Source organism: Streptomyces sp. NPDC001292, assembly GCF_042896465.1.
Taxonomy (GTDB): domain Bacteria; phylum Actinomycetota; class Actinomycetes; order Streptomycetales; family Streptomycetaceae; genus Streptomyces.
The window spans coordinates 1-20297 of sequence record NZ_JBIAXG010000059.1; the positions used below are offsets into that span (position 1 = coordinate 1).

The 20297-nt window shown below is 72.9% G+C and carries 14 protein-coding genes and 1 pseudogene; 2 read left to right on the top strand and 13 right to left on the bottom strand.

The features are described 5' to 3' along the window. The 4 genes and pseudogenes from ACFY4A_RS37400 to ACFY4A_RS37415 all read right to left on the bottom strand — a co-directional run. Window positions 1–147: pseudogene (locus tag ACFY4A_RS37400) on the bottom strand (gas vesicle protein); the annotation flags it as partial. A 123-nt stretch (window positions 148–270) separates the two neighbouring features. After that, window positions 271–2118, bottom strand: a complete 1848-nt coding sequence (locus tag ACFY4A_RS37405; protein ID WP_390833774.1) for a transketolase — start codon at window positions 2116–2118, stop codon at window positions 271–273. Next, on the bottom strand, window positions 2115–3548 hold the full coding sequence (locus ACFY4A_RS37410) for an NAD(P)/FAD-dependent oxidoreductase (RefSeq protein WP_390833775.1): 1434 nt from the start codon (window positions 3546–3548) through the stop codon (window positions 2115–2117). Before ACFY4A_RS37410 ends, ACFY4A_RS37405 begins: the two co-directional genes overlap by 4 nt. 211 nt (window positions 3549–3759) lie before the next feature. Beyond that, complete coding sequence (locus tag ACFY4A_RS37415; protein ID WP_390833776.1) at window positions 3760–4266, bottom strand: phage holin family protein; 507 nt, start codon at window positions 4264–4266, stop codon at window positions 3760–3762. A 125-nt stretch (window positions 4267–4391) separates the two neighbouring features. Between ACFY4A_RS37415 and ACFY4A_RS37420 the strand changes: the two genes are divergently transcribed. Together ACFY4A_RS37420 and ACFY4A_RS37425 are read left to right on the top strand one after the other, a co-directional pair. Next, entirely contained in the window at window positions 4392–4739 is a 348-nt protein-coding gene (locus ACFY4A_RS37420) for a VOC family protein (protein ID WP_390833777.1), read from the top strand. Between the two features lie 97 nt (window positions 4740–4836). Then, entirely contained in the window at window positions 4837–5184 is a 348-nt protein-coding gene (locus ACFY4A_RS37425) for a DUF6204 family protein (protein WP_141356765.1), read from the top strand. On the opposite strand, the gene ACFY4A_RS37430 is transcribed toward ACFY4A_RS37425, so the two are convergent. The 9 genes from ACFY4A_RS37430 to ACFY4A_RS37470 all read right to left on the bottom strand — a co-directional run bounded on the left by ACFY4A_RS37430 (window position 5162) and on the right by ACFY4A_RS37470 (window position 20286). Then, window positions 5162–5707: a GNAT family N-acetyltransferase gene (locus ACFY4A_RS37430; protein ID WP_390833778.1), complete on the bottom strand. Its 546-nt coding sequence runs from the start codon at window positions 5705–5707 to the stop codon at window positions 5162–5164. The genes ACFY4A_RS37425 and ACFY4A_RS37430 overlap by 23 nt on opposite strands. A 42-nt stretch (window positions 5708–5749) precedes the next feature. Further along, on the bottom strand, window positions 5750–6673 hold the full coding sequence (locus tag ACFY4A_RS37435) for an LD-carboxypeptidase (RefSeq protein ID WP_390833779.1): 924 nt from the start codon (window positions 6671–6673) through the stop codon (window positions 5750–5752). Continuing rightward, window positions 6670–8631, bottom strand: coding sequence for an LpqB family beta-propeller domain-containing protein (locus ACFY4A_RS37440; protein WP_390833780.1), 1962 nt, complete (start codon window positions 8629–8631; stop codon window positions 6670–6672). The genes ACFY4A_RS37435 and ACFY4A_RS37440 overlap by 4 nt, the downstream gene beginning before the upstream one ends. 4 nt (window positions 8632–8635) lie before the next feature. Continuing rightward, entirely contained in the window at window positions 8636–9940 is a 1305-nt protein-coding gene (locus ACFY4A_RS37445) for a M20/M25/M40 family metallo-hydrolase (protein ID WP_390833781.1), read from the bottom strand. Next, the gene (locus tag ACFY4A_RS37450; protein ID WP_390833782.1) at window positions 9933–10766 is read right to left on the bottom strand and encodes a M55 family metallopeptidase; all 834 of its coding nucleotides are present in this window, start codon (window positions 10764–10766) and stop codon (window positions 9933–9935) included. The genes ACFY4A_RS37445 and ACFY4A_RS37450 overlap by 8 nt, the downstream gene beginning before the upstream one ends. A 152-nt stretch (window positions 10767–10918) precedes the next feature. Continuing rightward, window positions 10919–12052 (bottom strand): glycosyltransferase, encoded by a 1134-nt coding sequence (locus ACFY4A_RS37455; RefSeq protein ID WP_390833783.1) that lies wholly within the window; start codon window positions 12050–12052, stop codon window positions 10919–10921. After that, window positions 12049–14925: a CDP-glycerol glycerophosphotransferase family protein gene (locus ACFY4A_RS37460; RefSeq protein ID WP_390833784.1), complete on the bottom strand. Its 2877-nt coding sequence runs from the start codon at window positions 14923–14925 to the stop codon at window positions 12049–12051. Before ACFY4A_RS37460 ends, ACFY4A_RS37455 begins: the two co-directional genes overlap by 4 nt. A 338-nt stretch (window positions 14926–15263) precedes the next feature. Continuing rightward, window positions 15264–17747, bottom strand: a complete 2484-nt coding sequence (locus ACFY4A_RS37465) for a SpoIIE family protein phosphatase (RefSeq protein WP_390833785.1) — start codon at window positions 17745–17747, stop codon at window positions 15264–15266. 148 nt (window positions 17748–17895) lie between these two features. After that, the gene (locus tag ACFY4A_RS37470) at window positions 17896–20286 is read right to left on the bottom strand and encodes an MFS transporter (protein WP_390833786.1); all 2391 of its coding nucleotides are present in this window, start codon (window positions 20284–20286) and stop codon (window positions 17896–17898) included. Between the last annotated feature and the right edge of the window lie 11 nt (window positions 20287–20297).

Below are 20297 nucleotides of genomic sequence, written 5' to 3' on the forward strand. Positions count from 1 at the left end.
CTGCTCGAAGGTCGTCACGGACTCCGCGCTCAGACCGGTCAGCTCGGCGAACTGGGCCCGCGCCTCCCGCAGCACCTCCATCGGCCCAGGCCGGGCCACCGACTCTCCTGAACCCTGCGACTCCGCGGTGTTTTCTCTCTTCACCATGGCCACCTCTTTCTTCGGGTGGCCGCAGTCTCCACGACCAAACCTGAACGAATACGGATGTCCCTCACATACAGGGGCGAAATCCCCGAGGAAACCCAGTGCGCACCGTGCGCGCACCGTCACTCACCGCACCACCACTTCCTCCACCAGCAGCCGCGCTGCGGCCGCGATCGACTCGGCGTCGATGCCCGCGGCGTGCAGTTGCTCGGCGGGTGAGGCCGAGCCGGGCATCTCCCGGACGGCGAGCCGCACCAGGCGCGGCACCGGGCGCCCGTCGGTGAAGGCGTCGATCACGGCGTCGCCGAGGCCGCCCTCCGCGTGGTGGTCCTCCACGGTGAGCAGGCAGCCGGTGTCCTCGGCGGCCTTGCGGAGCGTGTCCCGGTCGACCGGCTTGACGGAGTACAGGTCGATCACCCGGACCGCGATGCCGTCCCGGCCGAGGACGTCGGCGGCGGCGAGCGCCTCGTGCAGGGTGACGCCCGCGGCGACGACGGTCAGCCGGTCCTGTCCGGAGGAGCGCAGCACCTTGCTGCCGCCGACGGGGAAGTCCTCCTCGGGCCCGTAGAGCACCGGGCTCGCACCGCGCGAGGTGCGCAGATAGCGGACGCCGTCCAGGTCGGCCATCCGCGCGACGAGCTCGGCGGTCTGGTTGGCGTCGCACGGGTAGAGCACGGTCGAGCCGTGGACGGCGCGCATCATCGCCAGGTCCTCCAGGCCCATCTGGCTGGGCCCGTCCTGCCCGATCGCCGTGCCCGCGTGGGAGCCGTTGAGGTTGATGCCGGAGCCGCTGACGGAGGCCATCCGTACGAAGTCGTGCGCGCGGGTCAGGAAGGCCGCGAACGTCGAGGCGTACGGCACCCAGCCGCGCCGGGCCATCCCGACGGCGGCGGCGACCATCTGCTGTTCGGCGATGTAGCACTCGAAGTAGCGCTCGGGGTGTTCCTTGGCGAAGAACTCCGAGCGGGTGGAGTCGCCGACCTCGCCGTCGAGGGCCACGACGTCGCCGCGCGCGGTGCCGAGCGCGGCGAGCGCCTGGCCGTAGGCGTCGCGGGTGGCGACCTCCTCGCCCTTGTCCCAGCGGGGCAGTTCGAGGTTGCCGTCGCCCACGGCGTGCAGTGAACGGACCGGGCGCGGCTCGCGCACGCGGACGCGGATGTCCCGGATGCCGCCGAGTTCCTCGATCGCCTCGTCGGGGTCCTTCAGCGGCTTGCCGTGCAGGCCCTCGCGGTCCTCGGCGTCCTTGACGCCCCTGCCCTTGAAGGTGCGGGCGATGATCGCGGTGGGCTGCCCCCTCGTGGAGAGCGCCTCGCCGAAGGCGCGGTCGACCGCGTCCACGTCGTGGCCCTCGATCTCGATCGTGTGCCAGTCGAAGGCGCGGAAGCGGCGGGCGTAGGCGTCCAGGTCGTGGCCGTGCCGGGTGGGACCGCGCTGGCCGAGCCGGTTGACGTCGAGGATCACGGTCAGGTTGTCCAGGTGTTCGTACCCGGCGTGCTCGGCGGCCTCCCAGATCGAGCCCTCGGCCAGTTCGCTGTCCCCGCACAGCACCCAGACGCGGTAGTCGGCGTGGTCCAGCCGCTTGCCGGTGAGCGCGATCCCGACGCCGATGGGCAGGCCCTGTCCGAGGGATCCGGTGGCGGTCTCCACCCACGGCAGCCGTTGCGGGGTCGGATGCCCCTCCAGGCGGCTGCCCAGCTTGCGGAAGGTGAGCAGTTCCTCGTCGTCGATGGCGCCCGCCGCCTTGTAGGCGGAGTACAGCAGCGGGGAGGCGTGTCCCTTGGACAGGACGAAACGGTCGTTGCCGGGCTGCTCGGGCCGGTCGAAGTCGTAGCGGAGGTGGTTCGCCAGCAGGACCGCCACGAGGTCGGCTGCGGACATGGAGGACGTGGGGTGCCCGGAGCCCGCCGCGGCGGCCGCGCGCACGCTGTCGACGCGCAGCTGCTGGCCGAGTTCGACGAGTTCGTCGGTGTTCATGAGTCTCCTTCCGCGGGCGTGTCGTCTCGCTTGACGGGGCCGGGGGCGGGGTGGGCCCCGCCTGGCCCGGCGTCGGTCGGCGCTCCCGGTCCGGGGGCGGAGGCCGTCCTCGTCCGCGGCTCGGACCCGCCCGGTACCCGGGGCAGCTCCGGGGAGGCCGTGTCCAGGGGCACGGACCAGGACCGTACGAGGCCCAACTGGACGGACTGGCGCGGCAGTACGGCGTCCAGCAGCCAGTCCGCGGCCACCCGGACACGGTTGCGAGGCATCGCCGCGAGGTGGTAGGCGCGGGTGATCGCGCCGGCCACTGGTCCGGACAGCGGCACGCCGAGCGGGTCGGCGGCGGCCTGCGCACCGCCCAGGTCCACGACGAAGCCCAGGTCGCGGTGGCGGTAGGGGCGGCGCTCGCCGACGCCGAGCGAGGCGGCGACGTTGACCGCGGCGGTCCTGCCCTGCCGCCAGGCGTGCTGGGCGGTCATCGTGGTGTACCGGCCGGGGTTGTCCAGGTCGGGCACGGCGGCCGCGTCCCCGCACGCGAACACCTCCGGCCGCCCCGGCACCTGGAGGAACGGGTCGACGACGAGCCGTCCCTTCTCCAGCGGCTGCCCGGTGCTCTCCACGAGCGGGTCCGGCCGTACGCCGACGCACCAGACGAGCGTGCGGCTGCGGACGAACTCGCCGTCCGTCAGCAGCACCCCTTCGTGCGTGGCCTCCTTCACGGAGGTGCCCATGCGCACCTCGACGCCCCGCCGTCGCAGCACGCGGTCGGCGGTGGCCGAGAGCCGTTCGTCCAGCTCGGGCAGCACACGGGGCGCGATGTCCAGCAGCAGCCAGCGCGGCCGTATCCCCTGCCGGGGCGGGTGCCGGCGCACCAGCGAGTCGGTGAACACCTTCCCGTGCGCGGCGACCTCGGTGCCGGTGTAGCCGGCGCCCACGACGACGAACGTGCAGCGGTCCGAGCAGGTCTCGGGGTCGTCGGTGCTGCCGGCCAGTTCGATCTGGCGGGTCACGTGGTCTCGCAGGTACAGGGCCTCGGGCAGGCCGCGGAAACCGTGCGCGTGCTCGGCGACGCCGGGGATCGGCAGCAGCTTGTTGACGCTGCCGACGGCGAGCACCAGCCGGTCGTAGGCCAGCGTGCCCTCGCCGCCCTCGGGGTCGGTGTAGTGCACGGTGCGCGCGTCCATCTCGATGCCGTCGGCCTCGCCGAGGACCAGCCGTACACGGCGCAGCGAGCCGGCGAGGGAGACGGCCGCCCGGCGCGGCTCCAGGAGGCCCGCGGCGACCTGGGGCAGCAGAGGCAGGTACAGGAAGTAGTCGGTCGGGTTCAGCAGGGTGATGTCGGCCTTGCCCCGGGACATCCTGGACAGGGTCCGGGCCGTGCGGTAGCCGGCGAAACCGGCACCGACGATCACGATGCGGGGTCGACTCACGGTACGCCTCCGGCGTGGTCGTGTACCTGGTACGGGACCTTCCGCGTCCCCCTGGCCGGGTCACCCAAACTTCTCCCGGTGCCGGGCCGGCCGCCGCGGCCGCCGTGACGGGGACACGGACGGGCGCCCGCCACCAGGGGGCGAGCGGGCGCCCGATGTCGGTCATGTGTCGGTCGTCTCGCGCTCCGACAACGGGGAACGCGACGGGGTGTCAGGCCCGGTGATGCGGTCCCGGGTCGGTCTCCCCGGGGCGTTCCGGCCGGGTCGCGCCCGACGGAGGCGCGGGCGGCACCGGCGGCACGGGCGGGTACGCCGCGCCCGTCGCCCGGCCGGCCGCGCCCGTCGCCGCGCCGGTGCCGCCCGCCGCCGGGGCGCCCGTGTCGTGTCCGGCCGCGAGGTCCGCGCGCTCCGGCGCGGGCCGTGGCGCCGACGGCCGGGCGGCCTCGCGCAACGTGTAGGCCGCCGCGCCCAGGATCGCCGCGGTGATCAGTGTGGCGGCCCAGCCGGGCAGCCCGATCGCCAGGGCCAGCCCCACGGCGAGCGCGAGGGCCGCGCCCGCGTACAGGGCGACGGCGCCGGACGCCGCGTACAGAGTGGCGGCGCGGCGCTGCCTGCGGGTCTGCTCGCGCAGTTCGTCGCGCACCGTCTCACGTGCCACCTGCGCCAGTTCGTCGACCAGCTGCTTGTCCAAGTGCTCCAGGTGATCCAAGCCCTTCATGAACCGCGGGTACCCGCACAGACGTACGGATAACACCGCCGGATGATGTGGCGGTGGGGGTGGGCGTTGCGGGCGATCCGGTGAAACGATCACCTCCCCGGTCGCCCCCAACTACGCTCGTGCGCATGGAGATTCTGGGAACCAGCCTGCGCGTCTGCGTCAACGATCTGGACACCGCCGTCCCGTTCTACGAAGGTCTCGCGGGCGCCAGAGCTCTCCGCTTCGAACAAGGCGGCGTCCAGGCGGCCGCGGTCGGCTGCTTCCTGCTGATGAGTGGCCCCGAGTCGCAGCTGGAGGTGCTGCGCAAGGTGACGGCGACGATAGCCGTGGAGGACGTCGACGAGGCCCGCCGGGTGCTGACCGAACTCGGCGCGCACATCATCGCCGGGCCGGTCCCGACACCGGTGGGCCGCAACCTGATCGCCCTGCACCCGGACGGGACGGTGTACGAGTACATGGACCGCCGGGGCTGAGCGGCAGCGACGAAATTCCGTGGTCGGCGCGTCGCGGGGAGCCGTAGGGTCGGCCGGTCGACCACCAAGGCCGAGCGTGGAGAAGTACGGAGATCCGATGAGCGAGCAGCACACCTACCGGGTGATCGTCCGGGGCACCTGGGACGCACTGACCGACGAGGCACGGGAACGGCTGCGCGCGGAGGCGGACGAGCACGGCATGCTCAGCATGCGGTTCACCGAAGAGGGCTCGCTGTCGTACGAGCCGTCCCCGCTGAAGCACTTCTCGATGCGCTACGTCGTGGTCTGCGACGCGGAGGACGGCGAGGAGATGGCGGCCGCGATCGCCGAGGACCGCGCGGAGACCGCCCTGCGCGGCCTCGGATACGGCTTTCGTGACCTGCGGTCGACCGTGACGGATCTGGACACCATGAAGGTCAACTTCAAGCGCGCATCTCGGCGGTGAGCGCCCACCGCTCGTGGTCGCGCCAGGCCCCGTCGATGAAGAGCATGTCCGGCGAGAAACCCTCCAGGCGGAAGCCGCAGGCGCGGGCCAGCGCGATCGAGGCGGTGTTGAGCGGCTGGACGTTGATCTCCAGCCGGTGCAGCCGCATAGGGCCGAAGGCGTACCCGATGACGAGGTCGAGGCCCTCGCGCATCAGGCCGCGCCCGGCGGCGTGTGCGAAGGCGCCGTAGCCGAGCGCGCCGGACCGGAAGGCGCCGTGCACGATGTTGTTGATGTTGACGAACCCGGCGATGGCCCCGGTGTCCTTCTCGCAGACCAGGAAGCCGGCCCTCGCCGGGTCCTCGATCAGCCGCCGGGCGTAGGCGGCGTACGCCTCGGCCGTGGCCGGCGGGAAGAGCCACGGGTGGTGCAGGTCCTCGCTCTCCCGGACCCGGGCGGTGAACTCGGCGCCGTCCCCGTGGGTGAACGGGCGGATGCCCACGCGGGGCCCCTCGGCGAGGAAGCGGGCTGCGGTGTGCGGCATGCCGTCACCCTACGTGCGGCGCGCGCGCAGAGTGACGCGCGGTCAGCGAAGAGCGGGTTCGTCAAGCGTCAACGTGCCCGCGTCGGCGTCGAGTTCGGCCGCCACACCGAAGGGAACCGTCAACGCGCCCTCGCAGTGCCCGAAGCCGAACTCCTCGGCGACGGGCACCGCGAGTTCGCCGAGCCGGTCGGCGAGCAGGGCCCGCACCCGGTCGGGAGTCTCGCAGTCCTCCCAGGACCCGAGCAGCACCCCGCGCACCCCGTCGAGCCACCCGGCACGCAGCAGTTGGGTGAGGTACCGGTCCAGGCGGTAGGGCTCCTCGCCCACGTCCTCCAGGCACAGCAGACCGCCGGCCGCGCCGGGCCGCGCGTGCGGCGTGCCGAGGTCGGCGGCGAGCAGGGCCAGACAGCCGCCGAGGGTGACACCCCGGGCCCGCCCTGGGACCAGGGCCGGGCCGCCGGAGGCGATCGTGCGGACCGTCTCGGGCGCGAACAGGGTCGCCCGCAGGTGCCGCTGCGCCCGGTCGTTCTTGACGAAGTCGACGCCGGCGGCCATCGGGCCGTGCAGCGTGACCAGGCCCAGGCGGGTGGCGAACGCCTCGTGCAGCGCGGTGATGTCGCTGAAGCCGACGAACACCTTCGGACCGGCCGCCCGCATGGCCTCCCAGTCGAGCAGGTCCACCATGCGCTGCGCGCCGTAGCCGCCGCGGGCGCACAGCACCGCGTCCACCGACGGATCGCACCAGGCGCCCTGCAGGTCGGCGGCGCGGTCGCGGTCCGTGCCCGCCAGGTAGTCGAACGTGCCGTGCCGGGCCGTCACATGCGGCGCCACCACCGGATCCAGGTCCCAGCCGCGCAGCACGTCCAGGCCCGCCTGCAACCGCTCCTCGGGCACGGGCCCGCTGGGCGCGACGACGGCCACGCGCGCGCCGGGGGCGAGCCGGGTGGGGCGGAGGAGTTCCTTCACGTGCCGAGCTCCAGGGTCGGGATGCCGGCCGGGTCCAGGCCGAAGACCTGAGCGTACAGCGACAGCTCCGCCTCCAGGGCCCGCACCATGGTGTCGGCCCGGCGGAAGCCGTGCCCCTCGCCCTCGAACGCGATGTACGTGTGCGGCACCCGCCGGCCGGCCAGCCGGGCGAGGAACCGCTCGCACTGGGTCGGCGGGCAGATCACGTCGTCCAGGCCCTGAAGCAGCAGGAAGGGCGCGGTGATCCGGTCGGCGTGCTCGGCGGGCGAGCGCTCCGCGTACCGGCCGGGCACCTCGGCGAGCGGCCCGACCAGGGACTCCAGGTACTGCGACTCGAAGTCGTGGGTCTCCCCCGTGCCCCAGCCGGTCAGGTCGAGGATCGGGTAGATGATCGTGCCGCAGGCGTACACGTCGGTCGTGGTCAGGGAGGCCGCCGCGGTCCAGCCGCCCGCGCTGCCGCCCCGGATCGCCAGCCGGGCGCGGTCGGCGGTGCCCTCGTCGGCGAGGGCGAGCGCGACGGCCGCGCAGTCCTCGACGTCGACGACGCCCCACTGCTCGCGCAGCCGGTTGCGGTACCGGCGGCCGTGCCCGGTGGATCCGCCGTAGTTGACCTCGGCGACCCCGATGCCCCGCGAGGTGAAGTAGGCGATCTCCAGGTCGAGCACGAGGGGTGCCCGGCTGGTGGGTCCGCCGTGCGCCCACACGACGTACGGCGGCAGCTCGCCGCCGGGCGCCACGCACTCGGGGTGGTGCGGCGGATAGATGTGGGCGTGGACCTCCCGGCCGTCCGGCCCGGTGAAGGTGCGGATCTGCGGCTCGGGGTAATAGGCGGGGTCGACCGGGTCGCCGTGGGCGGCGCCGATCACCCGCGCCCGGCCGGTCCGGGTGTCCAGCTCGACGACCTCGTAGGCGCTGCGGGGGCCGGCGGCCACCGCGACGACCCGGTCGCCGTGCACCACCGGCGAGTCGAACTCGGTCCAGGGGCCCGCCGCGTCGACGACCTCGCCCGTCTCCGGGTCGAGCACGCCGAGTGCGGTGGCACCGCGACCGTGCACGACCGCGATCAGACCGCAGTCCAGCGGCGCGAACCAGCGCTGGCCCAGCTTCCACAGCGGGCCGCCGAACTCCTCCTCACGGACGCACAGGGGCTCACCGTCACGGTAGAGGTTCCACCAGCCGCTGCGGTCGCTCGCGTACAGCAGTGAGCCGTCGGCGGCCCAGTCCGCCTGGGCGATGGACTCCTCGGGGCCGCCGGCCACCGTCCGGGGCGCGCCGAGCGAGGCGTCGGCGCGCACCTGAGCCACCAGCAGCTCGGTGCCGTCCCACGGCATCCGCGGGTGGTCCCAGGCCAGCCAGGCCGCCCGCCGCCCGTCGGGCGAGAGCCGGGGGCCGGTCACGAACCGGTGCCGGTCGTCGGTGAGTTCGCGCACCGTGGCCCGGGCCCCGGCCGCCGAGCCGTCCAGCGGTACGGCGGCCAGGACGCGCCGTACGTCGGTGGGCGACTCCCCGGTGAACTCCTCCAGCACGCACCACACCTCGCCGAGTTCCAGGCGCAGTTGCGGTTCGGCCCAGCGCAGTCCGCCGCCCACCGCCGAGAGCGGGGTGAGCGGGCGCGGCTCGCCGCCGGGCTCGTACCGGTACAGGCGCTGGTCGGCGAAATTCACGAACACCACCAGCGGTACGCCGTCCACGACGGCTCCCGCCCAGGGCCGGCCGCCGTACTCGATGACGCGGCTGCGCACGTTCCACGGTTCGGGCAGCACCGTGGACTGCGAGCCGTCGGCGAGGCGCCGTACCAGCGCCCGGCGTCCGCCCTCGGCGGGCCGCGGTTCGGTCCACCACACCTCGTCGCCGACGAATCCCGGGAACTCCGGCCTGCCGTCGTGCGCGGCGGCGAGGGCCGCGTCGATGGGCGAGGGCCAGGAACCGCAGGGCAGGGTGCGCACGTTTTCCCCCATCGGCTCAGGCGGTCCGCAGGAAGCGGTCCAGGACGCGGACGCCGAAGTGCAGCGCCTCGACGGGGACGCGCTCGTCGACTCCGTGGAACAGGGCGTTGTAGTCGAAGCCCTCAGGCAGCTTCAGCGGCGAGAACCCGTACCCGGTGATGCCCAGCCGGGAGAACTGCTTGGCGTCGGTGCCGCCGGGCATGCAGAACGGCACGACACGGCCTTCCGGCGCGAACTCCTCGACGGCGGCCCGCATCGCCGCGAAGGCCGGGGAGTCGACCGGCGACTGGAGCGCCACCTCGCGGTGCTGGAACTCCCAGTCCACGTCCGGGCCGGTCAGTTCGTCGAGGGTGGCGCGGAACTCCTCCTCGCCGCCGGGCAGATACCTCCCGTCGACGTGGGCGACGGCCTCCCCCGGGATCACGTTGACCTTGTAACCCGCCTCCAGCATGGTGGGGTTGGCGCTGTTGCGCAGTGTCGCCTCGACCAGCCGGGCCGCCGGGCCCAGCTTGTCCACCAGCGCGTCCACGTCACGCAGGTCCGCCTCGATGCCGTACAGGACGGCGAGTTCGGTCAGGGCCGCGCGCACGGTCGGGGTGAGCCGTACGGGCCATTCGTGGGCGCCGATCCGGGCGACCGCCTCGGCGAGCCGGGTCACCGCGTTCTCCCGGTTGACCCGGGATCCGTGGCCCGCCCGCCCGCGGGCGGAGAGCCGCAGCCAGGCGGTGCCGCGCTCACCGGCGGCGATCGGGTAGATCTGCCGCCCGGCGCCGTCGTGGAAGGTGTACGCCCCCGACTCGCTGACGCCCTCGGTGCAGCCCTCGAACAGCCCGGCGTGCCGCTCGGCGAGGAAGCCGGCGCCGTCCTCGGCGCTCGCCTCCTCGTCGGCGGTGAAGGCGATCACCACGTCCCGCCGCGGCCGCAGCCCCTGCCGGGACCAGGCGCGGACCACCGCGAGGATCATCGCGTCCATGTTCTTCATGTCGACCGCGCCCCGGCCCCACACGACCCCGTCGCGGACCTCGCCGGAGAACGGGTGCACGCTCCAGTCCTCGGCGCGCGCCGGCACCACGTCCAAGTGACCGTGCACCAGCAGCGCGTCCGCCGACGGGTCGCTGCCCTCGATCCGGGCCACGACATTGGTCCGGCCCGGGGTGCGCTCCAGGAGCACGGGCTCCAGGCCCGCCCCGGCGAGCCGCTCGGCGGCGTACTCGGCGGCCGGGCGCTCCCGGCAGTCGCCGCCGCCCCGGTTGGTGGTGTCGATGCGGATCAGGTCGGACGTGAACCCGACGACCTCGTCCAGCGCCTGCGCGTCAGCCATACTCCTCCTCCGTCGCGGCCGAGGCGATCGTGGTGACCGCCTTGAAGGTGCGGATTGCCTCGTGCATGGTCGCGCTGGTGTAGGCGACCTTGCGCTCCCCGATCCGGCTCACTCCGGGCACGACGGTGCAGGCCATGGCGAGGTGCTCGGCGTCGAACTCGACCGCGACGGTGAACGGGCCGGCCTCGACCGGTTCGTGACGGACCGCCAGTTCGGCCGCCTGCTTGGCGGCCGCGCGGATGTCGGCGGCGGTGCGGGCCGGCGTACGGCACACGGCCGCGTACCGCGACACGTGGTCCTTCACGGCGACCTTCAGCGCCCCGGGCGCGTACCCGAGGGCGTCCTCGCAGGCCACGTCGTCCCCGGTGACCAGCACCACCGGCACCCCGTACTCGGCGACCACATGGGCGTTGAGCAGCCCCTCGCTGGCCCGTACGTCGTTCAGCCACACCCCCGTGATGGAGTTGGCGAGAAAGGTGTGGGCGAGGACGCCCTCCATGCCGGCGCCCGAGTGATAACCGACGAAGGCGATCCCGTCCACGTCACCGTGCTGCACGCCCTCCACCATGGACAGCGACTTGTGCCGTCCGGTGAGCATCTGCGCCCGCTCGTCCAGCCGTTCCAGCAGCAGGTTGCGCATGCTCCAGTGCGCCTCGTTGACGAGGACCTCGTCGGCACCCCCGTCGAAGAAGCCGCGCACGGCGGCGTCGACGTCCGAGGTGAACATCGCCCGGCACCGCTCCCACTGCGGCGTCCCCGGCAGCACGTCGGCAGGCCAGGTGACACCGGTGGCGCCCTCCATGTCGGCGCTGATGAGGATCTTCATGGAGCGTCACGTTACGCGCCGATCAGCGAACCGGCTACGGAGAAGCGGTGAAAGTCGGCGGGTCGGCGACCGGGAGGGACGCACCCCTCTCTCACCTCCGGCGCCCCGGGCACCGAGGGTGCCCGGGGCGCGGGCGGCGGGCGGTCCGGTTCTCAGCGCTCCAGGAAGTCGAAGAGGTCTTCCCAGCGGCCGGTGATGACGTCCGGGTCGAAGCGGTGGGCGCTGCGCAGGGCCTGGTCGCCCATCGTGTCGCGCAGTCGCTCGTCGGACATCAGGCGCACAAGGTGACGGGCGAGTTCGGAGGTGTTGCCGGGGCGGGCGAGCAGGCCGTTCTCCTCGTGGGCGACGATCTCGCGGACGCCGGGCGCGCAGTCGAACGCCACGCACGGCAGGCCGGTCGCCATGGCCTCCAGCAGGACGAGCGGGAAGCCCTCGCCGCGGGAGGCCTGGACGAAGACGGAGGAGGCGCGCAGCGCGCCGGGCACGTCGTCGGTCTGCCCGGCGAATTCGACGGAGTCCTCCAGGCCGAGTTCCGCGCACTGCTGTCTGAGCTGTGCCTCCGCCTCTCCCCTGCCATAGATGCGCAGGGTCCAGCCGGGCTCCTTCGGTACGGCCTCGGCCCAGGCGTCAAGGAGCATGTCGACGCCCTTCTCGTGGGAGAGCCGGCCGACGTTCACGACGACCTTCTCGGTGCGTGGGGAGGGGGTACCGGGCACGATGGACAGCGGGTTGGGCATGAAGCCGACGTTGTTCATGCCCTCGACCCCCCAGCGGTCGGCGTCCTCCCGGGTGAGTGCCAGCAGCCGGTCGACGTCCTTGTAGTACCTCTTCACACGCTCGAAGCGGGACGACTTGCGGGACGTTTCGAAGGACTCGTGGGTCATGCCGATGACGCGGTGCCCGGCGGTGTCCGCGAGGGCCACCCACTCCATCGCCCACACCTGGGGGACGATGATCATCGCGCCGGGCCGGGCGGCCCGGAACAGCGCCGAGAGCCGGCTCGCGGCGGCCCGCATGTGGGTCTCGTGGCGGCGCACGGCCGGGTCGAAGCGGCCGAGCAGGCGACGCGGCCTGGGCCGGCCGGGCGGGCGGCGGGCGTACAGCGTCACGGTCCGGAACGGCGGCCGGTCACCGAGGGCCATCGGGTGGTTGGGCGGGGCGACGCCGACGACGGTGACCCGGTGGCCGCGCTCCGCCAGCTGCCCGGCCAGCTGGATCTGCCAGCGGCCCACGCCGCCGAGTTCGTTGACCTCGTTGGCCACGAAGAAGATGTCGCGCTGGGTCATCGGGTCTCTCCTGCGGGACCGAAGAAACGATCCACGATCTGCGCCGCGGCGTCCCCGCGGTCGTACTCGCCGTACTTGTCCACGAACTCCTTCAGCCGTGCCTCGTACGTCGACTGGACGGTGCTCAGGTCGCCGATCACGGCGAACAGTTCGTCCTCGGTGCGCGGTACGGGCCCCGGCGCCTCGGCGAGCAGGTCGAAGTAGGTGCCGCGGGTGTCCTGGGCGTACTCCTCCCAGTCGTGGGCGTAGAACACGATGGGCCGCCGGAGCAGCGCGTAGTCGAACATCACCGATGAGTAGTCGGTGATCAGGCAGTCGGCGAGCAGCAGCAGCGGGGTGATGTCCGGCTCGGCGCTGACGTTGATCACGCGTCCCGCGACCGACGGCGGCAGGGTGAGCCGGTTCAGGTAGTGGGCGCGGACGAGGAGGGTGTGGTCGTCGCCGAAGCGGGCCGCGAAGTCCTCGATGTCGAAGGGGAACTCGAAGTCCCGTACGCGGCCGTCGGGATGGGCGCGGAACGTCGGCGCGTACAGCAGCACGCGCCGGTCCGGGGCGAGGCCCAGCCGCTTGGCCAGCCGCTGTGCGTCGGCGGGCAGCGGCGCCCCCTCCCGGACCCGCACCAGGGCGTCGTTGCGCGGGTAGCCGGTGCGCAGCAGCTTCTCCTCGGGGATGCGGTAGGCGCGGGCGAGGGTGCGCACGTCGTGCTCGCCGCGGACCACGAAGTGGTCGAAGCGGTCCAGCGCCTGCTGGTAGGAGCGCTGCTCGGGCTCGGACATCATCCGGTAGGTGGGCTCGTCGAAGCCCATCCGCTTCAGCGCCGAACCGTGCCAGGTCTGGATGTACGTCGTCTCCGGGCGTTTGGCCAGCCGCAGCGGGTAGCCCTGGTTGTCGATCCAGAACTCCGCCTGGGCCAGCGCCTTGAGGTAGCGCCAGGACCAGCGGCGCACCAGCTCCACGTCCTGCGGGAAGCCCGTGGGACGCTCGTCGGCGTACGACCAGATCGGGGTGATCGGCGCCTTGCGGCGGCGCAGTTCCTCGAAGATGGCGCGCGGGCTGTCGCTGTACTGCTTGCCGAGGTGGCTCTCGAAGACGACCGTGCCCTTGCGGACGGGCAGCCTGCGCAGCATGCGGTCGTAGACCTGGAGCTTGCGGGTGCCGGAGTTCAGGTCGCGGCGCACCGCCCGCAGCGTGCGGTAGGCGCGCTTGGCGGCCCGCGCGGGGCGCCCGTGCAGGTTGCGCTCCACGGCGGCGCGGCCGGTGCGGGCGAGCCGGCCCTGCTGGGTCAGCCGGAAGGCCAGGTGGCCCTTGGCGGACACCTGGGCCTCGAGCCGGTCGGCCATGAGCCGGGTCAGGCGGGGCCGAACGGGCAGGGACTCGGCGTGTTCGAGGTCGACGGCGCCGACGGTGAGCCGGCTGGTGGTGCGCTTGCCGCCGGCGGTCAGGTGCAGCCGGACGTCCCAGACGTCGTCGATGATGCCGAGTGGTCTGAGCCGCCTGGCCAGTGGCACCTCGGCCCGCCAGGCGATCATGTCGCCCTCGTGGCGCGGGGCGGGCACCGGGAAGCGGAAGGTCTGGAGGCTGCGGCGGCGGGCCCGGAACTCCAGCTCGGCGCTGAGCTCGTCGCCGGGGTCGATGGTGCGCAGCGGGTTGACGATCTCGCCGGCGAGCACCACGTCGCCGCCGCGCACCGCGTACTCGGTGAGCCGGTTGCGCAGGGCCATCCGGTTCAGCGGCCTGGCGTGGTAGCCGAGGGTGGTGACGTCCAGGACGGCACGCATCTCCGGATCGTCGAGGTAGCGGTCGGTCCAGTAGATCCGGCCGCCCCGCTCGGCCAGCGGTGCGGAGATCTTGTGCCGGTTGATGAGCGTGTCGATGGCCGGCATCAGGTCGGTCCAGTCCTCGCGCAGCAGCAGCTGGGCGCAGATGGCGTGGACGCGGTCGAGCTCGGCGTAGGCCGCCTCGGGGAAGTCCTGGACGTAGTCGCGGGCCAGTTCGGCGAAGCGGTGGCGGTAGTCGTCGTCGAGGAACGGGAGATCCCGCAGGTACAGCACCAGGTCGTGCTTGAGGAACTTGATGTCCTTGCGCAGCTTCAGCTCGTCCTGGCCCTGGCGGTCCAGGATGGCGTCGATACGGCGGTGGATCTCGACCCGGTCGGCGAAGTTGCTGATCTCGCCGCGCCGGTTGCTGATCGACTTGACGGCGGTCTTCTGGACGACGTTCCAGTGGTACACCGTGTTGGGGATGAGGGTGATCCGCTGCGCGGCCAGGTAGGCCTGCGCGGAGAAGAGCAGGTCCTCGTAGTGGATGCCCCGGGGGAAGGCGAGGTCGTTGTCGATCAGGAACCGGCGCCGGTAGCACTTGTTGGTCGACAGGGTGTCGAAGACGAACAGGTCGGGCAGCTCGGCGACGGAGTCCAGTGTGCGCGTGCTCCGGTACAGCCAGGGGTACCAGAGCACGCGCTTGTCGTGCCGGCTGTCGGTGTGAACCCGGACACACAGGCCGGAGACGAGGTCGGCGCCGGTGCGGTCGGCGGCCTCGATCATGTTGCGGCAGGCGTTCCGTTCCAGGGTGTCGTCGCTGTCCAGGAACATCACGTACCGGCCGCGGGCCACCTTGACGCCCTGGTTGCGGGGCTCTCCGCAGCCTCCGCTGTTCTCCGGGAGCCGGATCGCCCGCACCCGGTCCGGGTGGGCCGCGGCGAGCGCCTGCGCGACCTCGTGGGAGCCGTCCGTCGAGCAGTCGTCGGCGATGACCACCTCGACATTGCGGAGTGTTTGCTCGAGGACGGAACCAACGGCTGTCGGAAGTCGCTCTTCGTCGTTGTAGACGATGACGACGACACTGACGTCCGGCTCCGGCGCGACGATCGACACGGCCACCTCTCGTCTCTGTTCCGTTCGGCCTGCGGAGGGATGGGCGTAACCCTACAGCGTGTAGGGATCACCTCGACCCCCGCCTCCTTCAAACTACGCCAATGCGACAATACGCCGTCCCACTGACACGCAGAGCACGACCGTCGAGACGGGCCGGTCAGTGAGTGCGGCCGGCCACGGCCGCGGCAGCGCACTCATGCCCAACTCCCTGCAGAACAGCCCTGTTCCGTCACAACCGACGGGCGCCTACGGTCTACCGGCCCGGCCGGCCCCACAACCACGAGTGGGAGGGCGACCGGAGGCGCGGGACCCTCGAACGGTGGCGCGCCGGGGCCGGGTCAGCGGCGGGGCAGGGTGAGTTCGAACCAGACCGTCTTGCCGGTGTTCGTACGGCTGGCGCCCCACTCCCGGGCGAGGGTGCTGACCACCCGCAGGCCGCGGCCGGACTCGTCGGCCGGGCCGGCGCTCAGCAGGGTGGGCAGGTCGTGGTCGTCGTCGTCCACCTCGCACAGCAGGGTGTCGCCACGGACGAGGCGCAGTTCGACGGGGCGGCCACGGGAGTGCCGTACGGCGTTGGTGGCCAGCTCGCTGACCATCAGCTCGGTGGGGTCGGTGAGCCGGGCCAGGCCCCACTCGTGCAGCTGCTCGCGGACCACGACGCGGGCCCGGCCCACCTCGGCCGGATCGCGGGCCAGACGCCACTCGGCGACGTCGTCCGGCTCGATGCCGTTCAGGCGGGCCATCAGCAGCGCCACGTCGTCCTTGCGGCCTCCGCGCGTGTTCAGGGCGCGGATGATCGCGTCACAGGCGTCGTCCATGGACGCGGCCGGGTGGGCTGCGGACGCGCACAGTGTGGCGAGTCCCACACCGATGTCCTCGCCGCGCACCTCGACCAGCCCGTCGGTGCACATCACCAGCCGGTCGCCTGGCCGCACGGGGACGCGTACCGCCTCGAAGGGCACCCCGCCGACGCCGATGGGCGCCCCCGTGGGCAGGTCCAGCAGCTCGCTGCGGCCGTCGGCGGCGCGCACCAGGACCGGCGGGATGTGGCCGGCGTTGGCGAGGCGCACCTCGCTCGCGATCGGGTCGTACACGGCGTACAGGCAGGTCGCGAGGTAGCTGTCGCCGAGCCGCTGCGCGAGGTCGTCCAGGTTGCGCAGCAACTGGGCTGGCGGCAGGTCGAGCGCGGCCATGGTCTGCACGGCCGTCCGCAACTGCCCCATCATCGCGGCCGAGTTCAGGCCGTGCCCCATGACGTCGCCGACGACCAGGGCGGTGCGGGCCCCGGGCAGCTTGACCGAGTCGAACCAGTCGCCGCCGACCCGGCCGAGCAGCGTGCCGGGCAGATAGCGGGTGGCGATGTCGCAGCCCGTCATCCGCGCCGGGATGCTCGGCAGCATGCTGTCCTGGAGGGTCTCGGCGACGCTCTCCTGGTACGTGTACATGCGCGCGTTGTCGAGCACGAGGCCCGCGCGGGCGGCGAGTTCGGCGCCGGTGACCCGGTCCATGTCGTTGAACTCGGCCCGTTCGGGGTGGCGCAGCAGGGCCATGAAGCCGAGGACGACGTTGCGCGCCTTCAACGGTACGACCAGCATGGAGCGGTTGGTGATCATCGGCCGGAGGTCACGCTTTTCGAACTGCGAGGCGATGGCATGGCCCATCTCCTCGGTTATCCGCGGCACGAGCACCGGATCGCCGGAGGTCATGCACTGGAAGAACGGCGTGTCCACCGGGAACGGCATGGCCTCGCCGACCGGTACGACGTCGTCCCAGCGGCCGGGTTCGTCGGTGTGCTCCAGGGCCACCCGGTGCCACATGGTGGTCGTGCCGGGCACGCCCTCGGGGAACCCCTCGCCGGCGACGACCTGTTCGCGCAGGTAGGTGCAGGCCACGTCGGTGAAGCGCGGTACGACGGCCCTGCTGACCTCGACGATGGTCCGCGCGAGGTCGAGTGAGGTGCCGATCCTGCCGCTGACCTCGTTGAGGAACTCCAGGCGCTCGCGCACGGCGGCGTACTCGAGGTCCTCGCCCTCGTCGTCGGCCGGTTCCTCCGGGAAGGGCAGCCCCTGGGCCGCCGCCCGTGCGGCCCGCTCGCGGCGCGCCCTGCGCCCGGCCCGCCGCGGCACACCCCAGTCGGGGGTGACGGGCACCCGGTCGTTCTGGCTGAACTCCAGGACCGGGTAGCCCAGTTCGAGCACCTGCGCGACGATGCGGGCGCTCTCGCCGACGCTCATGCTGGGCAGGATCTCGGGCAGCCGGCGCGCGAGTTCCTCGGCGCCGGGGAAGTCGGTGTGCAGGGCGAAGGCCGGAGCGATGCCGAACCGGCCCGCCTCCCTGGAAGCGTCCGCGTCCTCGTGCCCGGCGCCGTGGCGCAGCCCGTCCGCGTCGGCGGCGAGCACCAGCAGCCGCTCCCGCCCGGGGCCGACCAGCGGGTACGCCCACCACAGGACGTCCACCCGGTCCCGTTCCGGCACGGCGAGCCGGGCCCGGCCTGCGGCCGGGTAGGACAGCCGTCCGTCCAGAGAGGACTCCAGAGGGGGTCCGAGCCCGTCGTAGCCGCCGTGGGGCCGGTAGGGAGCGCCGTCCGCCTCGTCGGGCAGGGCGCCGGCGACAGGCAGCAGATCGGCCGCCGGCCTGCCGATCGCCTCTTCCTTGGCTCTGCCGAGCAGTCGCCGCGCGCCCCTGCTCCAGTGCGACACCAGACCGTCGTGGTCGACCACGACCACGGCCAGCGGGACCCGTCCGGCCGGGACGTCCGCCGCCACCGCGCGGCCCCCGGCTCCGCGGCCGGGAGGTACGTCCCTTTCGGTGCCACGGTCCATGACCCAGGCCCCTCTCCCCACGGCTCCCCAAGATCTGTTCCCCCGGGGACCACGGTACGGGGACGGCCCGCACGATGTGCGGCAATACTCGAATTGGCGTCAGGGGGAGCGCACCGGCGCGCGGTGGTGCGCTCCCCCTGTGCGCTGCTCAGTCCTCGTGCCCGAGCTGGAGATCCCGTTCCGTGCGTCCTCCGCCCGCCACCCGGAGCACCGTGGCGACGGGCGGGTAGCCGGCCGCGATCACGGTGTACTCGCCGGAGGACAGATCGACGAACCGGAACGTTCCGTCGGGTCCGGTGGTGAGCGTGTCGACGACGTTGCCCGCGGCGTCGAGGAGGGTCACGCGCGCGTCCTCGACGGGCCGCCCGCCGCCGGCCCGGACGGTCCCGCGCAGCACGGCCCCGCCCGCGAGCTCGACGTCCTGGCGGGTCTCCCGCGCGGCCTGCACGCTGACCGGCAGCGCGGCCGGGCGGAAGGCGGGGGCACTGGCGGCGAGGGTGTACTCCCCGGCGACGAGTTCGGTGATGGCGTAGCCGCCCTCGCGCCCGCTGCGGGTGCTGGCGACGACCTCGCCGTGCACATTGGTCAGGGTGACGGTGGCGTCGCGCACGGGGCTGCCGTCGGCGGTGCGCACGGTGCCGGTGAGGCGTCCGGCGCCGCCGAGGACGACGTCGAGTTCGACGGGCCGCTCGCCGACGGTCACGGAGACGGCCTGCGGCTGGTGCCCGCCGGCCGCGGCGATCAGGACGTACGAACCGGTGCCCGGCGTGGACAGCGCGTACCGCCCGTCGTCGCCGCTCGCACCCCGGCCGATCTGCTGTCCCGCGACGTCGATCAGCGTGAGCGCCGCGCGGGGCACGACGGTGCCGTCCGGATGCTGCACGGTGCCGCAGACGGGCACACCGGCGGCGAGGGGTGAACGGGCCTGCGGCACGGTGGGGTTCAGCGGCGCGGTCTCCGGGTCGGTCACATGGGCGTTGTGGGACACCAGCGGTTTCTCCTTGAGGAAGAAGGCGATGAGCAGGCCGAGGACGAGCACCGGCACCAGGTAGAGGAAGATCCGCGGCATGGCGTCCGCGTACGCCCGCACATAGGCGTCGCGCAGGGCCGGCGGCAGCGCCCGCACGGCCTGCGGGGTGATCGACTCGGGGTCGGGGAGGGCGGCACCCGCGCGCGTGGGGACGCGGTCGTGCAGGGCGTCGGTGAGCCGGCCGGCGAACAGGGTGCCGAAGACGGCGGCGCCCACGCTGCCGCCGATCTGCCGGAAGTAGTTGTTGGCGCTGGTCGCCGTGCCGAGGTCGGCGGGGCGCACCGAGTTCTGCACGGCGAGCACGAGAACCGGCATCACCAGGCCGATCCCGGCGCCGAGGACGGCCATCCAGACGCTGTACTGGAGCCGGGGGGTGTCGACTTCGAGCCGGGACAGCAGCCACATGCCGAGGGCGGACAGGGCGCTGCCGAGGACGGGGTGGATCCGGTAGCGGCCGGTGTGGCTGATGAGCTGCCCGGAGACGATCGATGCCACCACGATGCCGCCCATCATGGGCAGCATCAGCAGTCCGGACTCGGTGGCCGAGGCACCGTCGACCATCTGGAGGAAGGTGGGCAGGTAGCTGGCCGCCCCGAACAGCGCGACGCCGACGACGAGGCCGACCAGGCCGCTGACGTTGAAGACGGAGTCACGGAACAGCCTCAGCGGGATGAGGGGTTCGACGGCGAAGCGCTCGGCGACGAGGAAGAGCGCGGTGGCCGCGACGGCGCCGGCGCCGAGCCCCAGGATGACCCGTGAGTCCCAGGCGTACTCGGTGCCGCCCCAACTGGTCAGCAGCACCAGGCAGGTGGAGGCGGCGGCCAGCAGCAGCGCGCCCGGCACGTCGAAGCGGGCCTTGCCCCGTGGCCGGGGCAGCCTCAGCACGACGGTGATCACGGCGAAAGTGATCAGACCGAAGGGCACGTTGATGTAGAAGCACCACCGCCAGGACAGGTGGTCGGTGAAGTAGCCGCCGAGCAGCGGCCCGGCGACGGAGGCGAGTCCGAAGGCCGCGCCGATGAGTCCCATGAACCGGCCGCGCTGCCGGGGCGGCACGATGTCCGCGATGATGGCCTGCACGCCGATCATCAGTCCGCCCGCGCCGACGCCCTGCACGGCGCGGAAGGCGATGAGCTGGTCCATGGTCTGCGCCCGTCCGGCGAGCGCGGAGCCGACGACGAAGACCGCGATGGCGAACTGGAAGACGCCCTTGCGGCCGATCAGGTCGCCGAGCTTGCCGTAGACGGGCAGGCCGACGGTGGCGGTGAGCAGGTAGGCGGTGATCGCCCAGGACATCCGGTCCAGGCCGTGCAGCTCGCCGACGACCTTCGGCAGCGCGGTGGCGACGATCATCTGGTCGAGCGCGGCCAGCAGCAGCGCGAGCATCAGCCCGACGAAGACCAGCCGCACCCGGCGGGGACCGAGCCCCGGCGCGGGGGCCGACGGCGGGGCGGGGATCCTGGGGGGCGCCGCGACCGGCTCGTCCTGCACCAGAGTGATCCCGCCCACGTACCGCTCCC